Source organism: Glycomyces sp. NPDC046736 (genome assembly GCF_040645615.1).
GTDB lineage: Bacteria > Actinomycetota > Actinomycetes > Mycobacteriales > Micromonosporaceae > Glycomyces.
Genome location: NZ_JBEYYO010000013.1, coordinates 113,493 through 136,349, shown reverse-complemented (window position 1 = coordinate 136,349; position 22,857 = coordinate 113,493). Strand labels below are relative to the sequence as shown.

Annotated in this window: 20 protein-coding genes; 13 read left to right on the top strand and 7 right to left on the bottom strand. The window is 71.2% G+C overall.

All coding sequences use genetic code 11. The features are described 5' to 3' along the window. Positions 1-179 precede the first annotated feature (179 nt). Together AB0B28_RS14630 and AB0B28_RS14625 are read right to left on the bottom strand one after the other, a co-directional pair. Complete coding sequence (locus tag AB0B28_RS14630) at positions 180-1,637, bottom strand: glycoside hydrolase family 16 protein (protein WP_360120911.1); 1,458 nt, start codon at positions 1,635-1,637, stop codon at positions 180-182. Positions 1,638-1,850: 213 nt separating this feature from the next. Next, positions 1,851-2,294 carry a hypothetical protein gene (locus AB0B28_RS14625; RefSeq protein WP_360120909.1) on the bottom strand — a complete coding sequence of 148 codons (444 nt, stop codon included), beginning with the start codon at positions 2,292-2,294 and terminating at the stop codon, positions 1,851-1,853. Between the two features lie 104 nt (positions 2,295-2,398). Here AB0B28_RS14625 and AB0B28_RS14620 point away from each other — a divergent pair, with 104 nt between their 5' ends. Next, a complete protein-coding gene (locus tag AB0B28_RS14620; protein WP_360120907.1) occupies positions 2,399-3,121 on the top strand; it encodes a M50 family metallopeptidase in 723 nt (240 codons plus the stop codon). Here AB0B28_RS14620 and hrpB read toward each other — a convergent pair. From hrpB to msrB, 3 genes are all read right to left on the bottom strand, one after another. Next, on the bottom strand, positions 3,118-5,586 hold the full coding sequence (hrpB, locus tag AB0B28_RS14615) for an ATP-dependent helicase HrpB (protein WP_360120905.1): 2,469 nt from the start codon (positions 5,584-5,586) through the stop codon (positions 3,118-3,120). The two genes, AB0B28_RS14620 and hrpB, sit on opposite strands and share 4 nt — an antisense overlap. A gap of 109 nt (positions 5,587-5,695) precedes the next feature. Continuing rightward, complete coding sequence (locus tag AB0B28_RS14610) at positions 5,696-7,237, bottom strand: serine/threonine protein kinase (RefSeq protein WP_360120903.1); 1,542 nt, start codon at positions 7,235-7,237, stop codon at positions 5,696-5,698. A 121-nt stretch (positions 7,238-7,358) separates the two neighbouring features. After that, positions 7,359-7,763, bottom strand: coding sequence for a peptide-methionine (R)-S-oxide reductase MsrB (gene msrB / locus AB0B28_RS14605; protein WP_360120901.1), 405 nt, complete (start codon positions 7,761-7,763; stop codon positions 7,359-7,361). Positions 7,764-7,824: 61 nt separating this feature from the next. On the opposite strand from msrB, the gene AB0B28_RS14600 reads away from it, so the two are divergent. The 5 genes from AB0B28_RS14600 to AB0B28_RS14580 all read left to right on the top strand — a co-directional run bounded on the left by AB0B28_RS14600 (position 7,825) and on the right by AB0B28_RS14580 (position 14,452). Beyond that, the gene (locus tag AB0B28_RS14600) at positions 7,825-8,853 is read left to right on the top strand and encodes a beta-propeller fold lactonase family protein (protein WP_360120899.1); all 1,029 of its coding nucleotides are present in this window, start codon (positions 7,825-7,827) and stop codon (positions 8,851-8,853) included. A gap of 84 nt (positions 8,854-8,937) precedes the next feature. Continuing rightward, positions 8,938-9,546 carry a TetR family transcriptional regulator gene (locus AB0B28_RS14595; protein ID WP_360120897.1) on the top strand — a complete coding sequence of 203 codons (609 nt, stop codon included), beginning with the start codon at positions 8,938-8,940 and terminating at the stop codon, positions 9,544-9,546. Positions 9,547-9,685: 139 nt separating this feature from the next. Continuing rightward, on the top strand, positions 9,686-11,926 hold the full coding sequence (locus AB0B28_RS14590; protein WP_360120896.1) for an MMPL family transporter: 2,241 nt from the start codon (positions 9,686-9,688) through the stop codon (positions 11,924-11,926). A gap of 71 nt (positions 11,927-11,997) precedes the next feature. Further along, a complete protein-coding gene (locus AB0B28_RS14585) occupies positions 11,998-12,747 on the top strand; it encodes a hypothetical protein (RefSeq protein WP_360120894.1) in 750 nt (249 codons plus the stop codon). Between the two features lie 13 nt (positions 12,748-12,760). Further along, the gene (locus AB0B28_RS14580) at positions 12,761-14,452 is read left to right on the top strand and encodes a DUF2264 domain-containing protein (RefSeq protein WP_360120892.1); all 1,692 of its coding nucleotides are present in this window, start codon (positions 12,761-12,763) and stop codon (positions 14,450-14,452) included. Positions 14,453-14,554: 102 nt separating this feature from the next. Here AB0B28_RS14580 and AB0B28_RS14575 read toward each other — a convergent pair whose 3' ends face one another. Beyond that, positions 14,555-15,181: a TetR/AcrR family transcriptional regulator gene (locus AB0B28_RS14575; protein ID WP_360120890.1), complete on the bottom strand. Its 627-nt coding sequence runs from the start codon at positions 15,179-15,181 to the stop codon at positions 14,555-14,557. Positions 15,182-15,256: 75 nt separating this feature from the next. Here AB0B28_RS14575 and AB0B28_RS14570 point away from each other — a divergent pair, with 75 nt between their 5' ends. Beyond that, on the top strand, positions 15,257-16,708 hold the full coding sequence (locus AB0B28_RS14570; protein WP_360120888.1) for a serine hydrolase: 1,452 nt from the start codon (positions 15,257-15,259) through the stop codon (positions 16,706-16,708). A 63-nt stretch (positions 16,709-16,771) separates the two neighbouring features. On the opposite strand, the gene AB0B28_RS14565 is transcribed toward AB0B28_RS14570, so the two are convergent. Further along, the gene (locus tag AB0B28_RS14565; RefSeq protein ID WP_360120886.1) at positions 16,772-17,152 is read right to left on the bottom strand and encodes a nuclear transport factor 2 family protein; all 381 of its coding nucleotides are present in this window, start codon (positions 17,150-17,152) and stop codon (positions 16,772-16,774) included. A gap of 306 nt (positions 17,153-17,458) precedes the next feature. Between AB0B28_RS14565 and urtA the strand changes: the two genes are divergently transcribed. The 6 genes from urtA to AB0B28_RS14535 are packed head-to-tail and all read left to right on the top strand — an operon-like array spanning position 17,459 to position 22,842. Further along, complete coding sequence (gene urtA, locus AB0B28_RS14560; protein ID WP_360120884.1) at positions 17,459-18,727, top strand: urea ABC transporter substrate-binding protein; 1,269 nt, start codon at positions 17,459-17,461, stop codon at positions 18,725-18,727. A 28-nt stretch (positions 18,728-18,755) separates the two neighbouring features. Beyond that, a complete protein-coding gene (gene urtB, locus AB0B28_RS14555) occupies positions 18,756-19,640 on the top strand; it encodes an urea ABC transporter permease subunit UrtB (protein WP_360120882.1) in 885 nt (294 codons plus the stop codon). Then, entirely contained in the window at positions 19,637-20,713 is a 1,077-nt protein-coding gene (gene urtC, locus AB0B28_RS14550) for an urea ABC transporter permease subunit UrtC (protein WP_360120879.1), read from the top strand. Before urtB ends, urtC begins: the two co-directional genes overlap by 4 nt. Continuing rightward, entirely contained in the window at positions 20,710-21,465 is a 756-nt protein-coding gene (gene urtD / locus AB0B28_RS14545) for an urea ABC transporter ATP-binding protein UrtD (protein WP_360120877.1), read from the top strand. The genes urtC and urtD overlap by 4 nt, the downstream gene beginning before the upstream one ends. Continuing rightward, entirely contained in the window at positions 21,449-22,138 is a 690-nt protein-coding gene (gene urtE, locus AB0B28_RS14540; RefSeq protein WP_360120875.1) for an urea ABC transporter ATP-binding subunit UrtE, read from the top strand. Before urtD ends, urtE begins: the two co-directional genes overlap by 17 nt. Further along, positions 22,135-22,842 carry a GntR family transcriptional regulator gene (locus AB0B28_RS14535; RefSeq protein ID WP_360120873.1) on the top strand — a complete coding sequence of 236 codons (708 nt, stop codon included), beginning with the start codon at positions 22,135-22,137 and terminating at the stop codon, positions 22,840-22,842. Before urtE ends, AB0B28_RS14535 begins: the two co-directional genes overlap by 4 nt. Positions 22,843-22,857 lie beyond the last annotated feature (15 nt).

The window sequence follows — 22,857 nt, the reverse complement described above, 5'->3', positions numbered from 1 at the left end:
CGGCGGGTTCGGGGGCGGCCTGCGGCCGCCCGAGCGGCGGGGTGTTCGCGCGTCGCGGTCGCGACGCGAGGTCAGAGAGCGCTCTCTCGCATTGGGCGGAACGCTCCCGTTCCACGGCCCGCCGGGGGAGTGCCCCGGCGGGCCGTGCGCGGTCCTGGGGAGCCGCGCCGTGCGGGTCGTCAGCTCCGGAAACGGAACTGTTCGACCGACACGTAGTCCTGTGGCTGTCCTGAAGTGAACGTGAGGAACACATCGTGGACGCCGGTAGTCGAGGCCACATTCCCCGGCACGTCCTGCCAGGAGGTCCAGCCGCCGGTGTTCGCCACCGCGAACGACCCGATCGGCGCGGCCGACACCGAGTCGAGCCGCACCTCCACCAGGCCGCTCACCCCGCCCGGAGCCCCCGAGGCCACACGGGCCACGAAGTCCAAGGGGCCGGGCGAACCGAAGTCCACATCGTCATAGCGGACCCAGTCGCCGTCGCCCAGCGGCCCGATCACGCCCCCGTTCACCGGCACCCCCGAAGAGGCGTCGAACGAAGCCGACTCGATCACCGCGAACGCGTCACGCGTGCCCCCGCCCGGCTCGGACGGGTCGTCGGAGGTGGGCGGCTCGGTCGGCTCGCCCGAACCCCCGGCGGTGTAGACCCGCACGTAGTCCACGAGCATCGAGTGCCCCGGCACTGTCGCCGCGGTCGGCGTCACCTGCCCGGAGACCCCGTCGGGGAACGCCCCGCCCATCGCCAGGTTCAACAGGATGAAGTACCCGGCGTGCTCGGTCATCTCCGCCCACGTGTCCGCGGGCAGGTCGCCCTCGTCCACCGTGTGGTAGAGCTGCCCGTCGGCGTACCAGCGCAACTGGCCCGCCGAACCGGACTCGTCCCACTCGAACGTGTAAGTGTGGAACCCGTCGTGGCACGAGGAGCCGCACTCGGTGGTCGCACCGAGGCCGTTGAACTCGTTGCAGGGCCCGCCGGGCGCCACGCCGCAGTGCAGCACCGCGTGCACCGTGTCGGACCCGTTGACGTTCTCCATGATGTCGAACTCGCCCACCCCGGGCCAGTTCCAGTAGTTGCCGCGATACGGCGAGCCCAGCGACCAGAACGCCGGCCAGTACCCGAGCGCCTGCTCCCCGGTGACCTGCGGCAGCTGGAGCCGCCCCTCGATGCGCAGCGACCCGTCCTGCGGCGGCTTGAAGTCCCCGCGCACGGTCTCGATCCTCGCGGAGGTCCACTGGCCCGCGCCGTCGCGCAGCGCCGTGATCTCCAGGTTCCCCGAACCGTCCAAAGAGACGTTCGCGGGATCGTCGGTGTGGTAGGCGATCTCGCCGGTGCCCCAGTTCGCGGGCCCGCCCGGATAGCCGTGGCCGATGTCGATCTGCCAATTCGACGCCGACGGGAGCTGCCCCGCCGGGCCGTCGAACTCGTCGGACCAGACCAGGTCCCAGTCCTGCTGGGCCTCAGGGTCGGCGTTCGCGGCGTTGATGGTCAGCGCCGCGCTGGCGACGAGGGCGGCGCTCACCGAGACGGCGGCGAGCACGCGGGCGAGCCCGCGTTTGCCGAAGGCGCGCTTGGGCGCTGGGCCTTCGGGGAGTCGGAGTTGCGGTCGATGGGAATCGGAGGTGTGCGCGTCGTCCATGACGGCTCCTTTGCCGGGGGTGTACGGGAGAACGCTCTCCGAGTGCTGATCTGGGATCAGACTCTTATACAGAGAGCGCTCTCTCATTCTGTCCTGCCCCATTGATATCCAAAGGATCGGTGCATGTCAATGGCCCGTAATCGAAATGTTACGAACCGGAACTCGTTTCGCCTCACAGGAGCGCTTGCGTCCCTTGGGCTTCGCCCGAGCGGTTCAGCGCGCGCCGTCCTCGCCGTCGACGTGCGGCTCCTGGGACCGCCTTCGCAGCTCCCCGAGCCGCGCCTCGCGCTCGACGCGCAGCGTCTCGAGACGCCGGGCCCGCTCCCGCACCTCGGCGGGGGACTCGGTGCCGCCGAGCATCCGCCGCTCCAACCATTCGATGTGCTCGGCGTGCGCGGCCGCGTTGATGGCCCGCACGTCCTGGTAGGCGCCCCGCAGCGACTCCATCCGCTTGAGCGCGTCATGGCATTGGGCCAACAGGATCTCGATGTCGGCGTTCTCGCCGGCGTCGGCGTCCGAGCGCCGCGCCTCCAGCCACGCGATGCCCTCGCGGAGCCGCTCGCGGGCCTTGAGGTTGTGCAGGGCGAGCTCCTCCACGATCTGGTCGGTCAACTCCAGGAACCCCAGATGCGGGTCGGGGCGGTCGTCGGTGCCCATGGGGCCGTCCTTCCACGAGGTGGTGCCGCTGCCCCCTCTACCATACGGGCGCGGCTACGATCATCCTTCACCGCGCGTCCGAAACACCCTGAGTCTGAGGTCCAGTGGAACCCATCGAGACCGTCATCGACACCCTCTCCCAGCGCCAGAGCGCCCCTCCGGTCGGCATCATGCTCGCCTGCATGGCCGTGGCCGCCGCCGTGGTCCTCTACCCGCCCGCGTGGCGCTGGAGCCGCGGCCTGGTGACCATCGCCCACGAAGGCGGGCACGCGTTCACCGCCGTCCTGATGCGACGGCGCCTCACCGGCATCCGCCTCCACGCCGACACCTCGGGCCTGACGTTCTCGCGCGGGCGTCCCACCGGGTTCGGCGCCGCGGCCACGCTGGTGGCCGGGTACACCGCCCCGGCCGTGATCGGCCTGCTCTCGGCGGCCCTGATCGGGGCCGGGCTGATCGTGCTGCTCTTGTGGATCACCTTGGTGCTGTTGGCGATCATGCTGGTGTTCATTCGCAACTGGTACGGGGCCCTGGCGCTGCTCGTGGTCGGCGCGGGCGTGTTCGCCGCGACCTGGTACGGGAACGCGATCGTGCAGACCGTGGCCGCTTATGCCGGGGTGTGGCTGATGCTGTTCGGCTCGGTCAAGCCGGTCCTGGAGCTGGGCCGACGCCGCCGGGGCCGGCGCGGCGGGCAGTCGGACGCCGACCAGCTCGCCGGGATCACCCCGTTCCCCGCGGGCGCGTGGATCTTCCTGTTCTCGCTGTTCACGATCGCCGCGGCCCTGTGGGGCACCTGGCTGCTGCTGCCGGTCGACCAGTGGACCGCTTAGTTCGCGAGCCGCCGGTTGGTCTTGGCCGTGGGGGCCACCGAATCGGGGTCCTCGGGCCACGGGTGCTTGGGGTAGCGCCCGCGCATCTCCTTGCGCACCTGCTGGTACGGGCCCTCCCAGAACGAGCGCAGGTCCGCGGTGACGGCCAGCGGCCGACCGGCGGGGCTGAGCAGGTGCAGCAGTACCGCCACGCCCGCGATGCGCGGCGTGTCCTTCGCGCCGAACATCTCCTGGAGCTTGACGGCCAGCACCGGGGCCTCGCCGGAGTAGTCCACGCGCGCGGTCCGTCCGCTCGGCACCTCAAGGGACTCCGGGGCGGTCTGGTCGAGGTTCGCCTGCCACGGCAGGAGGTTCCGCAGCGCTTGAGCGACCGGGATCCGTTCCAGGTCGGCGCGCTTCCTCGCCCGCGACCACCACGGTTCGAGCCAGTCGGTGCCGTCCGCGAGTGCTGCGTCCGACACGTCCGGCCACGGCTCGCCCACGGTGTTGCGGCAGAACGACATGCGGTCTTTCAGGCGCTTCGCGTCCTCACTCCAGCGCAGCAGGTCGAGCCCTTCGCGGCGTAGCCCTTCGGCGAGCGCCGCGCGGACGAGCTCGGGATCGGGCTGTCGCAGCGGCTTCGCCGCGACCTCGATCGCGCCGAGGACCCGCACTTCGCGCGCGCTCACGTCGCGCCGCTCCCCGTCCCAGCCGACGCGCTCTGCTGTCGCGTCGCCGACGAGTTCGCAGGCCAGTTCCCCGTCGATCGGCACGGCCGAGCGGATCAGGGCCGCCGCGCGGCCGGGGGAGCGGTCGGCGTCGGCGATCGCGAGCCACTCGCTGCCGCTCAGCGCGGAGCCTTCAGCGCAGACCGCGCCGGTGCCGCCGACGGTCCGCCACTGCGCCCCGGTGCGCTTGGCGACCCGCTCGGGGAAGGCCAGGGCCACCACGGTCGCGGCCGCCTCGTCGTCAGGGACCTGCCGGTCGACCTCGGGGGTGCTGCGGCGCAGGCGCTTCACTTCTTGCTCCCAGGCGCGGTCGCGAGTCGACCGCAGGTGCCGCCAGGCCGCGAGCAGGTCGTCGCCTCTGCCGCGCCCGTCCATGCCGAGCAGCGCGGTGACCTCGGCGGCCTTGGTCGAGCCGACGCGGGCGGCGCCGTCGACGAGCGCCCGCGCGAGCCGCGGGTGCAGGCCAGCCTTGGCGAGCGTGCGACCGCGCGGGGTGGCGTCGCCCGCGGAGTCCATGGCCCCCAACGCGAGCAGCGTGGCCTCGGCCGCTTCGAGTGCCCCGGCGGGCGGCTGCCCCGGGAGCGCGAGGTCCGCGACCGGGGTACCCCAGCACGCCGCTTGAAGCCGAAACGAGGTGAGGTCGGAGCCGGCCACGTCGGGCACGGGCTGCGCCGCGCGCCTCGCGTGCTCGGCCTCGCTCCAGCAGCGCCACACCGCGCCGGGGCCTTCGCGTCCGGCGCGGCCCGCCCGCTGGCCCGCGGCCGCCCGGGAGGCGTATTGCGTGGTCAGGCCCGGCAGGCCGCGCGCGTGGTCCACGAAGGGCCGCCGGGTGAGCCCGGCGTCGACCACGATGCGCACGCCCGGGACGGTCAGGCTCGACTCGGCGATGTCGGTGGCCAGCACTACTCTGCGGCGGTCCCCGCGGCGCATGGCGCGGTCCTGCTCGGCCGACGACACCGAGCCGTGCAAGGGATATATATCGACTCCGAGGTTTCGGAGTTGGTCGGCCACCCGCCGAATCTCAGCGGCGCCGGGGAGGAACACGAGCGCGTCGCCGGCATCGGCGTCGAGCGCCTGCTCCACGGTGCGGGCCACGTGGGCGAGGAACCTGTGGTCGACCCGCATCCCGTCGGGGGCGCTGAGGCGTTCGCGCGGGGGAGCCCAGTGCATGGTGACCGGGTGGCGCATCGGTTCGGAGGCCACGGCGGGCGCGGGCCCGCCCTCGCCCGCGAGGAGCGCGGTCCACAGTGCGATGTCGGCGGTGGCCGAGGCGGCCACGATCCCCAGTTCGGGGCGCAGGACCTGCCGGGCCTCGACGAGGAACGCGCAGGCGGTGTCGGTCTCCAGGTGCCGCTCGTGGCATTCGTCGAGCACGACGAGGTCCACGCCGGGCAGTTCGGGGTCGGCCAGGAGCCGGTTGAGGAGCACCCCGGTGGTCACGACCTCGACGCGGGTGTCCTTGGAGCGCTTGGACTCGCCGCGGATCTGGTACCCGACGCGCCCGCCCGGCCGCTCGCCGAGGATCGCGGCTATGCGGGTCGCCGCGGCCCGGGTGGCGAGGCGGCGCGGTTCGGCCACCAGGACCCGGCGCGGGACGCTGGTGGGGGAGATGAGCCCGGCGAGCGCCAGGGGCGCGAGCGTGGTCTTGCCGGTGCCCGGAGGCGCGGCGAGCACCGCGGTGCCGGTGCGCGCGACGGCGTCGAGGAGTTCGGGCAGCGCGGTGCGGATCGGCAGGTCGGGCAGCTCGGGTGCGGACATGTCGACCATTGTCGCCGAACCGGAGCCGCCCCGGTCGCGGGGCGGGTGGACGCGAAACGGCCGGGCCGCGTGCCGCCTCGGCGACTGCGCGGCCCGGCCGTCGGGTTCGTCAGGTGCCGCAGCCGGAGCCGTCGTCCCAGAAGAACAGCGTGACCAACGTGTCCTTGTTGTACGGAGCGCCGGTGTCGCCCCGCGGGGTCTGGGACTCGACGGTGCACAGGTCGGCGTCCTCGGGCTGGTCGGACTGGGCCTGCACGGACACGTTCTGGAACCCGATCTCGGCCAGTTCGGTCCTGGCTGCGGTGACCAGGTCGCCGGTCACGTCGGGAACCTCGAGGACTTCGGCCGCCGGAGTGGTCTTGTTCTCCTCGGCCTTGGTGGTCTGCTCGGCCTGCTCGTCGTTGTCGTCGTCCCGCTCTTCTTCCTCGGTCGTCTCCTCGGCGGCCTCTTCGGTGGCCTCCGCCGAGGTCTCGGCCGGGGTCGTGCCGCGGGCGTCCGGTTCGTCGTCGTCATCGCCCCAGGGGCCCAGCAGCCAGATCCCGATCACCAGGACCGCGATCCCGGCGAGGGTGACGAGGATCGGTCCGGTCGGGTTGCGTTTGGGCTCTTCGGCTTCGCGCGGCGGCGGGAGGTCGCGCTCGTTGGGGCCCGCGCGGAACTGGCCGGTGCCGGCCCCGGGCCCGTAGTCGTCGTACTCGTCCTGGAACTGCGGCTGGGCCGAGGTGTGCGCGGGCGCGATGCCCGCGGCCATGCCCGCCGCGACGGGGGACATGACCTGCGTGGCCTGCGGGGACTGGCTCGGCGGGGTGAGGATCGCGGTGGTGCCGCCCCCCATGCCCCCCGCGCGGCACACCCGAGCGAGTTCGGCGGCCGAGGCGAACCGCTGGCGCGGGTCCTTCGCCAAGCAGCGCATGATGATCTGGCCCACCGGGCCGGGGATGTCCGGCGGCAGCGGCGCGGGCTGGCCGGCCATGTGGCCGGTGATGATCGCGGCCGGGTCGGTCCCGGAGAACGGGGGGCGCCCCGAGAGGCACTCGTAGGCCACGATGCCCAGCGAGTACACGTCGGTCGAACCGGTCAGGTCCCGCCCGGCCAGCTGCTCGGGGGAGGCGTACGCGAGGGTGCCCATCACGGTGCCGGTCTCGGTGAGCCCGGCCTGTCCGCGCGCGGCCGCGATCCCGAAGTCCACGATCTTGACGCTGCCGTCGGGTTCGACCAGGAGGTTCCCCGGCTTGATGTCGCGGTGGATGATGTGCGCCCGGTGGGCCACGTCGAGCGCCTCGGCCGTGGCGGCCATGATCTTCAGCGTCTCGTTGGGGGACAGGCGGCCCCGCTGGCGCAGCACGTTGTCGAGCGCCTGGCCCCGCACGAGCTCCATGATCAGGTAGGAGACCAGGCCCTCGGGGCCGTGCTCCTCGCCGTAGTCGTAGAGGTTGACGATCCCCGGGGACTGGAGCGCGGCCACGGCCTGCGCCTCCTGGTGGAAGCGGGCGCGGAACCGGTCGTTGCCGGAGAGTCCGGAGTGGAGCAGTTTGACGGCCACGACGCGGTTGAGCCGGGTGTCGCTGCCGCGCCACACCTCGCCCATGCCGCCCGCTGCGAGGCGCTGTTCCAGACGGTAGCGGCCAGCGATCAGGTTCCCGGGTTCCACCCTCGGCCTCACTTCGTTCTCGGGGAGAAGGGTCGAGGATGAGCTTAGTGGTGCACCGCGAAAGCGCCCGCGGGCCTCTGGCCCGTCCGGCCCCGCCCGTGCCGAACCGGGACGAGTCGCCTCAGGACTCCTCGGGCTCCAACGTCAGGCTGATCGAGTTGATGCAGAACCTGGCGTCCTCGGGATTGTCCCAGCCTTCGCCGTAGAACACGTGACCCAGGTGCGAATCGCAGTTGCCGCAACGCACTTCGGTGCGCTTCATGCCGAGGCTGTCGTCTTCGAGCAGGCGCACCCGCTCCCCGGCCAGCGGGGTCCAGAACGAGGGCCAGCCGCAGTGGGAGTCGAACTTCGTGTCCGAGGCGAACAGCTCCGAGCCGCAGGCCCGGCACCGGTACACGCCGCGGCGCTTCTCGTCGACGTATTCGCCGGTCCACGGCGCCTCGGTGCCGCCTTCGCGCAGCACCCGGTACTCGTCCTTCGTGAGCTGCTCTCGCCACTGCTCGTCGGTCTTGCCCGCATCAGCCATGCCGTCCATTCTAGGAGCCCGAGCGCGCATCGTCCCCCGACCGGACCGCTAGTATCTGCCCATGCGGTACCTCCTTGGCGACTACACCACTGAAGGCGGCCCCGGTCTGGTCGCGGCCGGGCCCGACGGGCTCGGCGAGCCCGCCGCGGTGGTGAACCCCTCGTGGGTCCAGGTGGGCCCCGAAGCGGTCTACACGCTCACCGAGACCGAGCCCGGCTTCGCCGCGGCCTGGCGCATCGGCGACGACTTCACCTTGGAGCGGATCGGCCAAGGCCGCTCCACCGGCGGCAACAACCCCTGCCACGCCACGGTCGACCCGACCGGGCGCTGGCTCCTGGTCGCCAACTACGGCGCCGGTGACGGGGCGGGCGCCTCGGTCGCGGCCCTCCCGATCGCCGAGGACGGCACGCTCGGCGAGGCCGCCGACGTGTTCAAGCTCATCGGCTCGGGGCCCGACCCCGAGCGCCAGAGCGGCCCGCACGCGCACCAGGTGGTGTGCCGCGGCGGCCGCGTCCTGGTCGTCGACCTCGGTACCGACCGCGTCCACGCGCTCGACCTGGCCGAGGACGGCACGTTCAGCCCGGCCGCCACCACCCAGCTCGAACCGGGCTTCGGCCCCCGCCACGTCGCGTTCGTGGGGGAGCGAGCCGTCATCGCCGGGGAGCTGGCGAACGCGGTCGCGGTGGGGCACTTCGACGAGCGCTCCGGCGTGTTCTCCTTCGGCCCCGCGGTCGGTCTGCCCGCGGGCGAGGTCGCCGATTACGCGGCGCTGCCCGACATCGGCCTCGAAGAGGACGCCCCGCGTCCCTACCCGGCGGCGGTCGTCCCCGACCCCGAGCGGGGCCTGGTCTACATCACCGTGCGCGGACCCGACACGCTCGCCGTGGTCGACCCCGAGACGGGCGCCCTGGTCCGGACGGTGCCCGTGGGCGGCGCGTGGCCGCGCGATGCGGCGCTGGCCCCCGACGGGACGCTCCTGGTCGCGTGCCAGCACGGCGGCGTCGTCACCCGTGTCGATCCGACCGGCGAGACCGCCCCGCACGTCGAATGGACCGTGCCCGGCGTCACTCGGGTAGCCCCCCTGTCGTGAAACTAGCGCGCGAAAGTTGCGCGCTCTGCAAAATTTCCTCATGAGCATCTTGTGAACACCGGCAACCCCGGTTAAGGTTGCCCCATGGCCGAAACGGGACTGCGCGAACGCAAGAAGGCCGCCACCAAGGCGGCCCTCGGCACCGCGACCCTGCGCCTGGCGATCGCCAAGGGCGGCATCGAACTCGTCACGGCCGACGAGATCGCCGCCGAGGCCGGCGTCTCCACGCGGACCTTCCACAACTACTTCCCCAACAAGGAAGCCGCGTTCCTCCACGACTTCCACGAGATGACCACCGCGTTCGTCGAGGGCGTCCGCGAAAGGGCCGCGCACCAGCCGATCTGGGACGCCCTCCGCGACGCCGCGATCGACCTGCGCATCAACGAGCGCATGGACCTGGGCGAGATCAAGTGCCGCGAGCAGCTCGTCCACGCCTCGCCCTCGCTCATCAAAGAGCAGTCGGGCCAGTTCATGGACCTGTTCACCGAAGTGCTCGGCCTCGTCGCCGACGCCACCGGCACCCGGCCCGACGACATGTACCCCCGCCTGCTGCTCGGCGCCGCCCTCGTGGCCATGAAGACCGCCAACGAGCACTGGATCACCGACCCCGGAGCGCAGACCCTCGGCGAGGTCATCGCCGCGAGTTTCGCCGTCTTCGAACGCGGCGTCACCCAGCCGCCCCCCGCGGCCTAGCCGCCCCAGACGCACAACCGAATAGGAAACACCAGGAAACCCGCCCGCCGCCATCGACGTCGGCGAACACCACCCGTCCGACCCCGCCACACACCCAACCAGGCGGGGCCGGCCAATCATCCTTGATTGGAGCACCCACGTGGCAACCTTCCTCTACCGACTCGGCAGAGGGTCCTATCGACTGCGCTGGCTCGTCCTCGCCGTCTGGGTCCTCATCGTCGCCGGAGTCGGCGCCGCGGCCGCCACCATGCAGCAGGAGACGAACCCCGAGTTCGTCCTCCCCGGCACCGAATCCCAGGAAGCCTTCGACCTGCTCGAAGACCGCTTCCCCGAGATGAACGCGGACGGCGGCAGCGCCCAGATCGTGTTCCAGTCCGAGAACGGCCTGCCGCTGACCGACGAGTCGAACGCCGCGGTGATCGACGACCTCACCGCGGTCATGGCCGAATCGCCCCAGATCGCGGGCGTCACCAGCCCCTTCGCGACCGACGAGGCGGGCAACCCGATCGGGATGCTCTCCGCCGAGGACCAGACCATCGCGGTCATGAAGGTCGCCTACGCCGAACCCGGCATGGAACTCGACGAAGACACCATCACCTACCTCGAAGACGCCATCGAGGACGCCGAAGACCAGGGCGTGCGCGTCGAGGTCGCCGGTGACGTGCTCCAGACGATGCCCCACACCGGCGCCACCGAGCTCATCGGCATCGGCGTGGCCCTCTTGGTCCTCGTGGTCACCTTCGGCGCGCTACTGGCCGCGGGCCTGCCGATCCTGACCGCCGTCCTCGGCGTCGCACTCACCACCGCGGGCATCCTCGCCGCCACCTCGTTCATGAACGTCTCGGAGTCGACCGGCACGCTCGCGTCGATGATCGGCCTCGCGGTCGGCATCGACTACGCGCTGTTCATCCTTTCCCGCTACCGCAACGAGCTCGCCGCCGACGGCCGCGTCGACGACAAGCAGGCCCGGGCCGAGGCCATGGGCCGCGCCGTGGGCACCGCCGGCTCGGCCGTGTTCTTCGCGGGCCTGACCGTCATCGTCGCGCTCCTGGGCCTGTCGGTCGTGAACATCCCGTTCCTCACCGAGATGGCCGTGGCCGCCGCCGTGACCGTCCTGATCGCGGTGCTCATCGCCGTGACGCTCCTGCCGGCCTTCGCCGGATTCGCCGGACGCAAGATCTTCTCCAAGCGGCAGCGCCGCCGCATCGCCGAAGGCGTGCACGACTCGAAGCCCAACGGCGGCAAGCGCTGGGCCGGGTTCGTCACCCGCCACCCGATCCTGGTCGCGGTCATCGCGATCCTGGGCCTGGGCGCCCTCGCCTACCCGGCGACCGACCTCGAACTGGGCCTGCCCGACGGCGGCTCGATGTCCGAGGACTCCACCCAGCGCCAGGCGTACGACCTCATCAGCGAGGGCTTCGGCGCGGGCTTCAACGGCACGCTCATGATCGTCGGCGACCTCGAAGACGGTGTCGACCCCGTCGCCGCCGCGCAGAACGTCACCGACGAGCTCAACGGCATCGACGGCATCGCCGTGGTCGGCAAGGCGTTCCCCAACCAGGACGGCGACACCGTCATGGTCACGGTGATCCCCGAGACCGCTCCCGCGGACGAGGCCACGAACGAACTGGTCCACGCCATCCGCGGCGTCCTCGCCGACGACACCGACGCGAACTGGGCCGTGACCGGCGCGACCGCGCTCAACATCGACATCTCCGACAACCTCAACGACGCGCTGCTGCCGTACATGCTCATCGTGGTCGGCCTCGCCGCGCTCATCCTGCTGCTGGTGTTCCGCTCGATCCTGGTGCCGGTCTTGGCGACCCTCGGGTTCATGCTCAGCGTGTTCGCCGCGCTCGGCGCGCTCGTCGCGGTCTTCCAGTGGGGCTGGGGCGCCGAGCTGTTCAACGTCGACCAGCCCGGCCCGATCATGTCGATGATGCCGATCCTGATGATCGGCCTCGTGTTCGGCCTGGCGATGGACTACCAGATCTTCCTGGTGACCCGCGTCCGCGAGGCCTACGTGCACGGCGCCGACCCCAAGACCGCGATCGTGGAGGGCTACGGCCACTCCTCGCGCGTGGTCGTGGCCGCCGCCCTCATCATGATCAGCGTGTTCGCCGCGTTCATCTTCAGCGCCGAGTCGCTCATCGCCTCGATGGGCTTCGGCCTGGCCGTGGCCGTCATCTTCGACGCGTTCGTGGTCCGCATGGCGATCATCCCGGCCGTCATGAGCCTGGTCGGACGCGGCGCGTGGTGGATCCCCAAGTGGCTCGACCGCATCCTGCCCAACGTCGACGTCGAAGGCGAGAAGCTCCAGCAGCGCCTCGCCGAAGACGCCGCAGAGGACGAGCGCGAGCTCGTCGGAGCGTCCAAGTAACCGGAACCCCGTGGGGACCCGCGCCCACCCCCGGCGCGGGTCCCCACGGGCTTCGGTGAACGGGGGACCCGATGGTCTTCTTCTGGGCGATGCTGATTCTCATCGGCATGATCACGGCCGACTTCTTCGTGCCGATGCTGCCGAGCGCCACGCTCGTGACGGCGGCGGCGGCGCTGGTCTTCGGCAACCCCCTCCTCATCGTCGTGCTCCTGGTCGGCGCGGCCGGCTCGTCCTGGTTCGGCGAGTTCATGGGCTACAAGGTGTTCCGCGCCGCCCGCAGGGGCCTGCGGCGGCGCCCGCCCGGCTGGGTGGGCCGCCTGGCGCAGCGGTCCCTGACCGGCACGGTGATCAAACTGGAGGCGATGCTGGCGCGCACCGTCACCTCCCACCCGTACCGCACCACCGTGGTGGCGCGGTTCCTCCCGGCCGGGCGCACCACCCTGGCCTGGATCGCGGCCGGGACCGCCCGTCCTCCCTACGGGCGCATGGCCGCGCTCGGCGGGGTCCTGTGGGCCGTCTACACCGTCAGCCTCGGCCTGGTGATCACCTGGATCGCCGGGCCCGGCCTGCAATCGCTCCTGGGCTCGGTGCTCACCGTCCTGGCCGTCGGCCTCATCCTCGGCTGGGTCGCCAAGCACTGGCAGCGCAACCAGGAGGCCGCCGAGCCGACCGAGCTGCACACCGAGGCCACCGACACCGAGGACGAGGCCCCGCCGGAGGCTCCCGGCGCGGCCGCCGCCTTAGCGCATCGTGGGCCCGTCCTGACAAGGCGGGCCCACCGCGCGTTTCCCGCACGCCTTGAAGGCGCAGCCGCGCGTTGATACCGTGTGCCCGGTGACAACTCCGCTGCGCACCTTCGGCCCGCTGCAACCGACCCACGCCGGATGGACCTCGGCCGCGATCGACATCGCCAGGCCCGCCGTCGACCTCGCCGTCCGAGGCCCCGACGCCCTCCCGGTCACCATGTCGAACCACTCCCACCACGAGAACTGGTTCGAGCTTCTCACCCGCCCCCTGTGGGGCCTCGCCGCCGCGAAAGACGACGTCCCCGCCGACCTGTGGACCGCCCTGGCCACCACTCTGGCGCGCGCGGTCGACCCCGCCGACGCCTGGTACGTCGGCGACCCGTCCGAGGGCGGACAGCGCCAGGTCGAGGCCGCCGCCGTCGGCTGGGGCCTGGCCCTGGCCCCCGAGCGCCTGTGGGAACCGCTGGGCTCCAAGGCCAAAGACGCCCTCGCCGCGTGGCTGTCGGCGGCCTACCTCGGGCCCGTGGCCGACAACAACTGGCACTACTTCCCGGTGTTCGCCGGGCACGGCCTGGCCCGCGTCGGCGTCGAGCACGACGCGGCCGTCGCCGCGGCGCACCTCGACCGCATCGGGGAGCTCCTCCTCGACAAGGACGGCACATTCGAGGACGGCCCGGGCGGGCGCGTCGACTACTACAACCCGTTCGCGTTCCACACGTACGCGCTGCTGCACTACAAGCTGGGCGGCGACGACCGCTTCGCCGCGGCCGCCGCCGAGTTCGCGCGGCGCTTCGGCTCCTGGTTCGCCGCCGACGGCGCATCCGTCCCGTATGGACGCAGCCTCGGCTACCGGTTCGCGCACTCGTCGCTGTGGGGCGCTCTGGTGGCCGCCGACGTGGAGGCGGTCCCGTGGGCCGAGGCCGCGGGCTACGCGCGCCGCAACCTCGCATGGTGGTGGGACAAGCCGATCCTCGACCCCGAAGGCCGCCTGACGGTGGGCTACGGGTACCCCAACGACGCGGTGGTCGAGCAGTACCTCACGACCGGCTCGCCGTGGTGGGCCATGAAGGCGTTCACCGGGCTCCTGGCCGGAGCCGAGCACCCGTTCTGGACCGCCGAGGCCAAGGCGCCCGCCGCGGGCCTCCACAAGGCCCCTCGGGCGGTCCACGTGCGTGACCACGGTGGTCACGTGACGCGTCTGAACGGCCAGGCCTGGCAGCCGTGGTCGCGCGGGGGACAGGCGAGCTACGGCAAGCTCGCGTACTCCTCGGTCGCGGCGTTCTCGCACCTGGCCGAGGGGCCGGGGCTGGAGTCGGCGGTGCCCGACGGGGCGCTCATGCTCTCCGAGGACGGCCGCCACTGGCGTGGCCGGGAGGACTCCGACGAAGGCGCGATCGACGCGAACGGGGTGCTGACGGTCAACTGGCAGCCGTGGGAGGACGTGACGATCACGACCTCGCTCGAAGCGGCCCTTGACGGTTGGCACGCGAGGGTCCATGTGATCGAGACCGGCCGGACCCTCCACACGGGGGAGGGCGGCTGGTGCGTCCCGCTTGAAGGCCACATCGCTGAGGCCGAAGACGGCAAGGCCGTGGCCACTTCGCAAGGGTTGCGCTCAGAGATCATCGACGGCGACTCAGGCCGCATTGCCGAGGTCATCACCCCGATGGCGGGCACCCACCTCTACTGGCCCAGCACGGCATTGCCGGTGCTCAGAGGCGTCCTCGAACCGGGCAAGCATGTGCTGAAATCTCTGATATATATCGGCTCCGAGGTTTAGAACCTCGCCCCTGAAAGTCAAGAACCAAGAGCGTGCGCGGCTCCGCCGCGCTCTCATCGGGAACAACAGCCTCCGCTCGGGTCGGTGCGGAGGCTGTTGTGTTCAGGCGTAGTGGCGGCATGCTCCGGGGAGTATCGCTTGCAGGCGGGAGGCCAGGATCGCTCCTGCGGCGGTCGCCTCGCGGGGGCCTGGGGCTCGGTAGAGGTGGTCGGCGAGGCCGTCCACCAGGGCGGTGAGTTCGAGCGCGGCCAGGGAGGCGTCGGTGTCGGGTTCGGTCTCGCCGCACTCCTTGCCGTTCTCGATGCCCTGGGCGAGCTTGCCGCGCAGGTGCGCGGAGGTCTCGACGGCGACCGCGGCGGCGGTCGGGTCGTCCGGGGCCCTGGTCTGGAAGGCGCGGGAGACGCGGTACTCGCCGCGGCGCTCGGGGTCGAGGGGGAGGAGTTCGACCAGGCAGTCGAGCATGATCTCCCGGATCGAGCGGCCCGCGGCCTCGCTCTCGGCGGTGATGCGGGCGACGCGGCCGAGGAGGTCGGCGGTGATCCGCTTGTAGGCGAACAGCAGCAGCTCGTCCTTGGACTTGAAGTAGTGCTGCACCAGGCCCACCGAGAAGCCCGCTTCGCGCGCCACGGCCGCCATGGTGGCGGCGTCGAGGCCGTCGTGGGCGATGAGGCGGTGCACGGCCTGGGCCATCTGCGCCCGGCGGAGATCGTGGTCTGCGGTCCTCGGCATCCCATAATCATACCGAGGTATGGTTATCGCAGAACCATACGTTCATACGGTTATTCCTCCACACCCAAGGAAGCCATGCACTCCATTCCGATCCTGTCCCTGGCGGCGCTCCTCCCGCTCGCCGCACCGCTGCCGCAGGCCGCGCCCGACGACATTCACACACAGATCGAGGCCTACCTCGACGAGCGCTTCGAAGCCACCGGCATCCCCGGGGCCGCGTACGCGATCATCGACCTCGAAGGCGAGACCCTCACCGCCGCTTGGGGAGAGGACGGCGACGGCGAGCCGGTCGCGACCGACACCCCGTTCCTGTGGGGCTCGGTCGCCAAGCCCGTCACCGCCACGGCCGTGATGACCCTCGTCGAGGACGGCCTGCTCGACCTCGACGCCCCGGTCGTGGAGTACCTGCCCGACTTCCGCCTGTCCGATCCGGACACCTCCGACCGGATCACGTTGCGCCACTTGCTCGAACAAAGCAGCGGCATCCCCGAGGGCACCGACGTCACCGATCGGTACGACGAGGTGGAGGACCCATACGGCGAGGCCGTGGCCGACCTCGCGGGCGTCGACCCGCGCGGCGAGCCGGGCGAGGCCTTCGAGTACGCGAGTGCGAACTACCTCGTCGTCGGCGCGGTGGTGGAGGCGGTCACGGGCGAGCCGTTCGAGGCGTACCTGCGCGAGGCGGTGCTCGACCCGCTCGGCATGGACGAGGCGGTGGCGACCACTGAAGAGGCGGCCGCGGTGCCGCCGGGGCACGCGGTGGCCTTCGGACAGGCCGTGCCGATCGAGACGCGCTTCGATCCGACCGGGCCGAGCTACGGGTACCTCGGCGGCTCGGTCGAGGACCTGGCCGCGTTCGCCGAGGCGATGCTCTCGGGCGGCGGCGTGGTCACACCCGAGTCGGTGGCGCTCATGCACACCGGGGCCGCCGAGGTGAGCGACACGATCGACTACGGCCTGGGCTGGCGCGTGGACGAGCGCAACGCCGACCTGGGGACGACCACGGTGTGGCACACCGGAGGCACGCCGGGGTTCACCGCGGGCGTGATCCTGCTGCCCGAGCTGGGGAAGGCCGTGGCGGTGGTGCAGAACCAGTACGGGTACTTCCAGGACGGTGCGCTGGTGGGCACGATGCTCGGGGCCGCGCGGCTGCTCGCGGGCGGTGAGCCCGCCGAGCTGGAGTCCGATCCGCTGTACGCGACGATCCTCGCGGTGCTCAGCGCGCTCGTGCTGGCCGCGCTCGGGTTCGCGGCGTGGACGGTGACGCGGATCGTGGGGGTCCGCGAGTCCAGTCGTGAGGTCGGCGGCCGGGTCCGCACCGTCGTGGCGGCGGTGCTGTGGCTCGTCGCCGCTGGGGCCCTGGCCTATCTGGTGTTCGTGTTCGCGCCGGGCATGGCCCCGAGCCGGGAGGCGTTCTTCCTGCTGCTGCCCGATGTGGCCTGGCTGGCGACGGCGCTCGGCGGAATCGTCATCCTCCTCGCCGCCTTGCGGATCTGCTACGCCGCCTTGCGTTTGCGTCGCGTTTGAGCATCGGAGGCGGCGAGTGTCCCCTCGCCGCCTCCGAATGCACTGTGCACGCCGCCGACGCGCTCAGGCGTCGGTCTTCTGTGTGAACGCCACTTGCCACCGTCCCTCTGTGCGGACGTAGATCTCGCTGATCCATTCGTCGGTCGTGTAGGGCTCGCTCTCCCAGGTTCCCGAGCTCGCGACCCGGGCCAAGGTAACGACCGTGTCGCCGATGCGCGCGATGCGCTCGCCTTCGGTCGTGGTCATGCTGTGGTGGGCCAGGCGGCCCGAGGCGATCCAGGCGATGACGTCGGCCTTGGGCGTGAAGCCGTTCGCGTCGACGTAGCCCCAGTCCTCGGTCATGTGGTCGGCGATCAGCGCCGCGTCGTTGCTCACCAGTGCCGCGTCCCGCACCGCCGCGAACGCGCGGACCTCTTCCTCGGGCGTCAGTGCTCCATCGCTCATGCGCCAGACCGTACGCGCCCCCTGTGACACGGAGCGCCGGTGGCGTTCCCGTCTGCCCGAGCGCGTTGTGCGGTCTTGTTTACGGACCCGCAATCACAGTTCATGCGGCTGTGCGCGACGTGAACGGCGGCGAAACACGGCGCTCTTAGCTTGTACTCAGAGCGGATACGACGCTGTATACGCGCCCGTACACCGCCGCGAGCTGCGGCGGTGTTCCCCAAGCAGACCCGGTACCCCTTTGCGCGGGCGGCCCTGGCCGCCCGGTCGCAGCGCCGGGACGCTCCTCTGCGAAAGGCCTTCTGCCACATGCCACACCGCTACACCCCCGGCACGCGAGCCCTTCGGGCCCTCGCCGCCACCGCCGCCGTCACCGGGCTCCTCGCCACCGCCGCCTGCGGCGCGCGGGCCGGTGAGGAGACCGTCGCCGCCGAGTCCTGCGTGGACACCTCGGGCGACGCGGTCAAGGTCGGCGCGCTCAACTCCCTCTCCGGCACCATGGCGATCTCCGAGACCACCGTGCGCGACGCGATCTACCTCGCCGTCGAGGAGATCAACGCCGCCGGCGGCGTCCTCGGCAAGGAGATCGAGATCGTCGCCGAGGACGGCGCGTCCGAACCGACCGTCTTCGCCGAGAAGGCCGAGAAGCTCATCCGCGAGGACTGCGTGGCCGCGGTCTTCGGCGGCTGGACCTCCGCCTCCCGCAAGGCCATGCTCCCGGTGTTCGAGGACAACGACTCGCTGCTGTACTACCCGGTCCAGTACGAGGGCCTCGAAGCCAGCGAGAACATCTTCTACACCGGCGCGACCACCAACCAGCAGATCATCCCCGCGCTGGACTACCTCGCCGAGACCGGCGTGAAGTCGCTGTACCTCGTGGGCTCGGACTACGTCTTCCCGCGTACGGCGAACGCGATCATCAACGCCTACGCCGAGGCGCACGGGATCGAGGTCCTCGGGGAGGACTACGTGACGCTCGGGTCGACCGAGTTCTCCACGATCGTCAACCAGGTCAAGTCCGCCGACGCCGACGCGGTGTTCAACACGCTCAACGGCGACTCGAACGTGGCGTTCTTCCGCGAGTACGCGAATGTGGGCCTGACCGCCGAGGACATGCCGGTCATGAGCGTGTCCATCGCCGAAGAAGAGGTCGGCGGCATCGGGATCGAGAACATCGAGGGCCAGTTGGCGGCCTGGAACTACTACCAGACGGTGGAGTCTGCGGCGAACGAGGCGTTCGTGGCGGCGTTCAAGGCCGAGTACGGGTCCGACCGCGTCACGTCCGACCCGATGGAGGCGGCCTACAACTCGGTGCACCTGTGGGCGGCGACGGTGGAGAAGGCCGAGTCGTTCGCGGTGGCCGACGTGCAGGCGGCCGCGGACGGGGTCTCGTTCGAGAGTCCTGAGGGGACCGTGGTCATCGACGGGGACAACCACCACGTGACCAAGACCGCGCGCATCGGGGAGATCAGCGCCGACGGGCTGCTCTACACGGTGTGGGAGTCCGAGGGCGCGATCGAGCCCGACCCGTTCCTGGAGGGCTACGACTGGGCCGCCGATCTCTCGGTGACCGAGTAGCGGTGCGGGCGATCAGGAAGGGGATGCGATGGATCTGTTCGTAGGGCAGTTGTTCACGGGTCTGAGCACGGGTTCGATCCTGCTCCTGGCGGCGCTTGGCCTGTCGCTCACGTTCGGTCAGATGGGCGTGATCAACATGGCGCACGGCGAGTTCATCATGGCCGGCTGCTACACGGCGTACGTGACGCAGCAGGTCGTGGGGGACGCCGGGGTCTCCCTCCTGATCGCCCTGCCGATCGGTTTCGCCGTCGGCGGGCTCATGGGCCTGCTGCTGGAGGCGCTGCTGCTGCGGCGTCTCTACCACCGGCCGCTGGACACGCTGCTGGTGACGTTCGGGGTCGGCCTCCTGCTCCAGCAGGCGGCGCGGGACGCCTTCGGCGCTCCGGCGGTGAACGTGACCGTTCCCGAGGCGCTGCGGGGCGGGGTGGACCTCTTGGGGACCACGGTCCCCAAGACGCGCCTGTTCATCATGGCGCTCGCGGTCCTGGCGGTGACGGTCGTGGCGCTGGTGCTGCGGTTCACGCCCGCGGGGCGGCGCATCCGGGCCGTGGTCGGCAACCGGGACCTGGCCGAGACGGCCGGGATCTCCTCGCGCCGGGTGGACGCGGCCACGTTCTTCATCGGTTCGGGCCTGGCGGGCGTGGCCGGGGTGGCGTTGACGCTCATCGGCTCGACGAGTCCGACCACCGGCCAGTCGTACCTGGTGGACGCGTTCCTGGTGGTGGTCGCCGGGGGCCTGGGCCGCATCAAGGGCGCGGTGGTCGCGGCCGTGGCGCTGGGTGCGATGCAGGCGGTGTTCGAGACCTATTCGACCGCTTCACTGGCGAAGGTCGGGGTGTTCGTGGTGATCGTGGTGTTCCTCCAGCTTCGCCCGCAGGGGCTGTTCACGCTTCGGACCAGGAGCCTCGCATGACACGTTTCCTTCAGACCCGCACCGGCACTTGGACCGGGTTCGCCGCGGCCGCTCTAGTCCTGTTCGGTCTCGCGCCGTTGGTGCTCTCGGGGTTCCGGCTCGGCCTCCTGGCGCAGTTCCTGTGCTACGCGATCGTGGCGGTCGGGATCGGGCTGGCCTGGGGCCGGGGCGGGATGCTCACGCTCGGGCAGGGCGTGTTCTTCGGGATGGGCGCCTACCTGATGGCGATGCACCTGAAGATGGCCGACGCGGCGTTCGAGGGCGGCCCGGGCGCGGTCCCGGACTTCATGATGCTCGCCGGGATCCGCGAGGTGCCCGCGTACTGGGCGCCGTTCGCGTCCCCGGCGTTCACGATCGCGGCGATCCTGGTCCTGCCCACCGCCTTCGCGGTGCTGCTGGGGTTCGCGGTGTTCAAGCGGCGCGTCAAGGGCGCGTACTTCGCGATCCTGTCGCAGGCGCTGGCGGGGGCGTTCGCGATCCTCCTGATCGGGCAGCAGTCGCTCGGCGGGTTCAACGGGCTGAGCCGGTTCCGGTACTTCTTCGGGTTCACGCTGGCCGATCCGGTGAACCAGCAGATGCTGTACTTCATCGCCGCGGCGGTGCTGCTGGCCGTGGTCGCGATCGCGTTGCAGCTGCGCCGTTCGCGGTACGGGGAGCTCCTGGTCGCGGTGCGCGACGCCGAGGAGCGGGTGCGGTTCCTGGGGTACGACGCGGCGAACGTGAAGGTCGTGGCATACGCCGTCGCCGCCTTGTTCGCGTCGGTCGCGGGCGCGGTGTTCGTGCCGATCGTGGGGATCATCTCCCCGGCGAGCATCGGGATCGTGCCGTCCATCATGTTCATCCTCGGCGTGGCGATCGGGGGCCGGGCGAGCCTGATCGGCCCGGTCGTCGGCGCTCTGGCGGTGGCGTGGGCGCAGACCGCGCTCTCGGAGCAGTTCCCGTCGGCGTGGACGTACGCGCAGGGGCTGCTGTTCATCGTCGTCATCGCTTTGCTCCCCGGCGGGATCGCCTCGATCGCCGCCGTCGCCAAGAGGTCCCGAACCCAGCCAGTCACTGTGGAGGCCGCCGCATGAGCGTCTTGACCTGCAAGCAGATCGAAGTCGACTTCGACGGTTTCAGGGCCGTCGCGGGGGTCGATCTCTCCCTCGCCCTCGGCGAGGTCCATTTCCTGATCGGTCCGAACGGGGCCGGGAAGACCACGCTGGTGGATGCGATCACCGGGTTGGTGAAGTACTCCGGTTCGGTCGTCAAGGACGGCGTGGAGTTGCGCGGACGGAAGGTCCACCACATCGCGCGGGCCGGGATCGGCCGGACCTTCCAGACCGCGGCGGTGTTCGAGAACCTCACGGTCGCGCAGAACCTCGACATCGCCGCGGGGGCCGGGCGCTCTGCGTGGTCGCTGCTGCGGCGCCGCCGTCACCTGCCCGAGGGCGTGGTGGACACGATGGACCGCATCGGCCTGGCCGCGCACGCCGACACTCCGGCGGGGATCCTCGCGCACGGCCAGAAGCAGTGGCTGGAGATCGGGATGCTCCTGGTCGGCGACGCCGACGTGCTGCTGTTGGACGAGCCGATCGCAGGGATGGGCCCGGACGAGCGCGAGACCACCGGCCGCCTGCTCCACGACATCGCGGCCGACCGGGCCGTGGCGGTGGTCGAGCACGACATGGACTTCATGCGGGCGTTCGCCTCGCGCGTGACCGTGCTGCACGCCGGGGCGGTGCTCGCCTCCGGTTCGGTCGAACAGGTCGCCGGGGACGCCCGCGTCCAGGAGGTCTACCTCGGCACCACGGAGAAGGAGACCGCCGATGCTGCGACTGCATGACGTGAGCTGCGGCTACGGCCGCTCCGCGGTCGTCCATAATGTCGACCTCGAAGTCGGGGCCGACGAGGTCGTGGCGGTCATGGGCCACAACGGGGCCGGGAAGACCACGCTGCTGCGCGCGGTGGTAGGCCTCCTCCCGGCCATGCGAGGCACCGTCACCTTCGACGGCGAGGACGTCACCGGCAAGGCCGCGAACCGGCGCGTCAAAGCGGGGATGGCCTATGTGCCCCAAGGCCAGCAGTGCTTCGCGCATTTGAGCACGGGGGAGAACCTGCGCCTGGTCGCCGACGGACGCAAGCGCGGCAAGGTCCTCGTCGACGAGCAGCTCGACCGCTTCCCGGCGCTGCGGCCGCTTCTTGGCCGCCAGGCCGGGCTGCTCTCGGGCGGGCAGCGGCAGCAGCTCGCGATCGCGCGGGCGCTGATCACCGAGCCGCGGCTGCTCATCCTCGACGAGCCGACCGAGGGCATCCAGCCGAACGTGGTCGCCGAGATCGAGTCGACCATTGTGGATCTCGCTGCGGGTGGTCTGTCGGTGCTGCTGGTCGAGCAGCATCTCGGGTTCGCGTTGCAGGCCGCGAGCCGCTACACCGTGCTGCGGTCGGGCCGTGTGGCCTCCGAGGGCGCGACCGGTTCGGGCGCCGAGACGCGGGTGCGGGAGGCGCTGTCGATATGAGCTTCAGTCCACTGCCCGAATCGAACGAGCCGCTCGCGGCGCGTGTCTACGTGGCGCTGCGCGCCGACCTCATGGCCGGCCGGTACGAGCCGGGCAAGCGCCTCGGCGAGGAGCGACTGGCCGGGAACTACGGCGTCTCGCGCACCCCGGTGCGCGAAGCGCTGAGCCGCCTGGCCGCCGACGGCCTGGTCTCGCGCGAGGTCGACGGCCTCTATCCGTACCGGCCCCACATCGCGCAGCTCAACGAGCTCTACGAAGTGCGCCTCACGCTCGAACTGCGCGGCCTGGCCCGCGCCGCGGCCGACCCGGAGGTGCGCCACGACCGGGACCTCCTCGGCCCCGAGCTCGACCGCTGGTACGCGCTGCGGGCGGCCCCGCCCGAACCGGGCGCGGGGATGGTCGACGCCGACGAGCGCTACCACCTGACCCTCCTGGCGTCCTCGGGCAACGCGCAGCTCGCCGAGGCGTTGAAGGTCGTCAACAACAAGATCAGGCCCGCGCGGATGTTCGACTACTTCACCGCCGAGCGGATGGCGGCGACGATCGCCGAGCACATCGCGATCGCCGAAGGGGCGCTTGAGGGTCGGTTCGCGGAGGCGACGGCGATCTTGGCCGGGCATATCGAGACGTCGCGGTCGGTGGTGGTGGGTCGTGCGGAGGCGGCTTTGACGTGGGCGCATCTGGCGAACGCGGTCCGTCCTTAATCTCTCTTATCGGAA

What these genes read in the sequence shown, in the direction of transcription:
- AB0B28_RS14625 (WP_360120909.1), bottom strand. Translation starts at nt 2,294, where the DNA reads ATGGGCACCGACGACCGCCCCGACCCGCATCTGGGGTTCCTGGAGTTG.
- urtC (WP_360120879.1), top strand. Translation starts at nt 19,637, where the DNA reads ATGACACGTTTCCTTCAGACCCGCACCGGCACTTGGACCGGGTTCGCC.
- urtB (WP_360120882.1), top strand. Translation starts at nt 18,756, where the DNA reads ATGGATCTGTTCGTAGGGCAGTTGTTCACGGGTCTGAGCACGGGTTCG.
- msrB (WP_360120901.1), bottom strand. Translation starts at nt 7,763, where the DNA reads ATGGCTGATGCGGGCAAGACCGACGAGCAGTGGCGAGAGCAGCTCACG.
- urtD (WP_360120877.1), top strand. Translation starts at nt 20,710, where the DNA reads ATGAGCGTCTTGACCTGCAAGCAGATCGAAGTCGACTTCGACGGTTTC.
- urtA (WP_360120884.1), top strand. Translation starts at nt 17,459, where the DNA reads ATGCCACACCGCTACACCCCCGGCACGCGAGCCCTTCGGGCCCTCGCC.
- AB0B28_RS14565 (WP_360120886.1), bottom strand. Translation starts at nt 17,152, where the DNA reads ATGAGCGATGGAGCACTGACGCCCGAGGAAGAGGTCCGCGCGTTCGCG.
- urtE (WP_360120875.1), top strand. Translation starts at nt 21,449, where the DNA reads ATGCTGCGACTGCATGACGTGAGCTGCGGCTACGGCCGCTCCGCGGTC.
- hrpB (WP_360120905.1), bottom strand. Translation starts at nt 5,586, where the DNA reads ATGTCCGCACCCGAGCTGCCCGACCTGCCGATCCGCACCGCGCTGCCC.
- AB0B28_RS14585 (WP_360120894.1), top strand. Translation starts at nt 11,998, where the DNA reads ATGGTCTTCTTCTGGGCGATGCTGATTCTCATCGGCATGATCACGGCC.
- AB0B28_RS14600 (WP_360120899.1), top strand. Translation starts at nt 7,825, where the DNA reads ATGCGGTACCTCCTTGGCGACTACACCACTGAAGGCGGCCCCGGTCTG.
- AB0B28_RS14575 (WP_360120890.1), bottom strand. Translation starts at nt 15,181, where the DNA reads ATGCCGAGGACCGCAGACCACGATCTCCGCCGGGCGCAGATGGCCCAG.
- AB0B28_RS14570 (WP_360120888.1), top strand. Translation starts at nt 15,257, where the DNA reads ATGCACTCCATTCCGATCCTGTCCCTGGCGGCGCTCCTCCCGCTCGCC.
- AB0B28_RS14630 (WP_360120911.1), bottom strand. Translation starts at nt 1,637, where the DNA reads ATGGACGACGCGCACACCTCCGATTCCCATCGACCGCAACTCCGACTC.
- AB0B28_RS14595 (WP_360120897.1), top strand. Translation starts at nt 8,938, where the DNA reads ATGGCCGAAACGGGACTGCGCGAACGCAAGAAGGCCGCCACCAAGGCG.
- AB0B28_RS14535 (WP_360120873.1), top strand. Translation starts at nt 22,135, where the DNA reads ATGAGCTTCAGTCCACTGCCCGAATCGAACGAGCCGCTCGCGGCGCGT.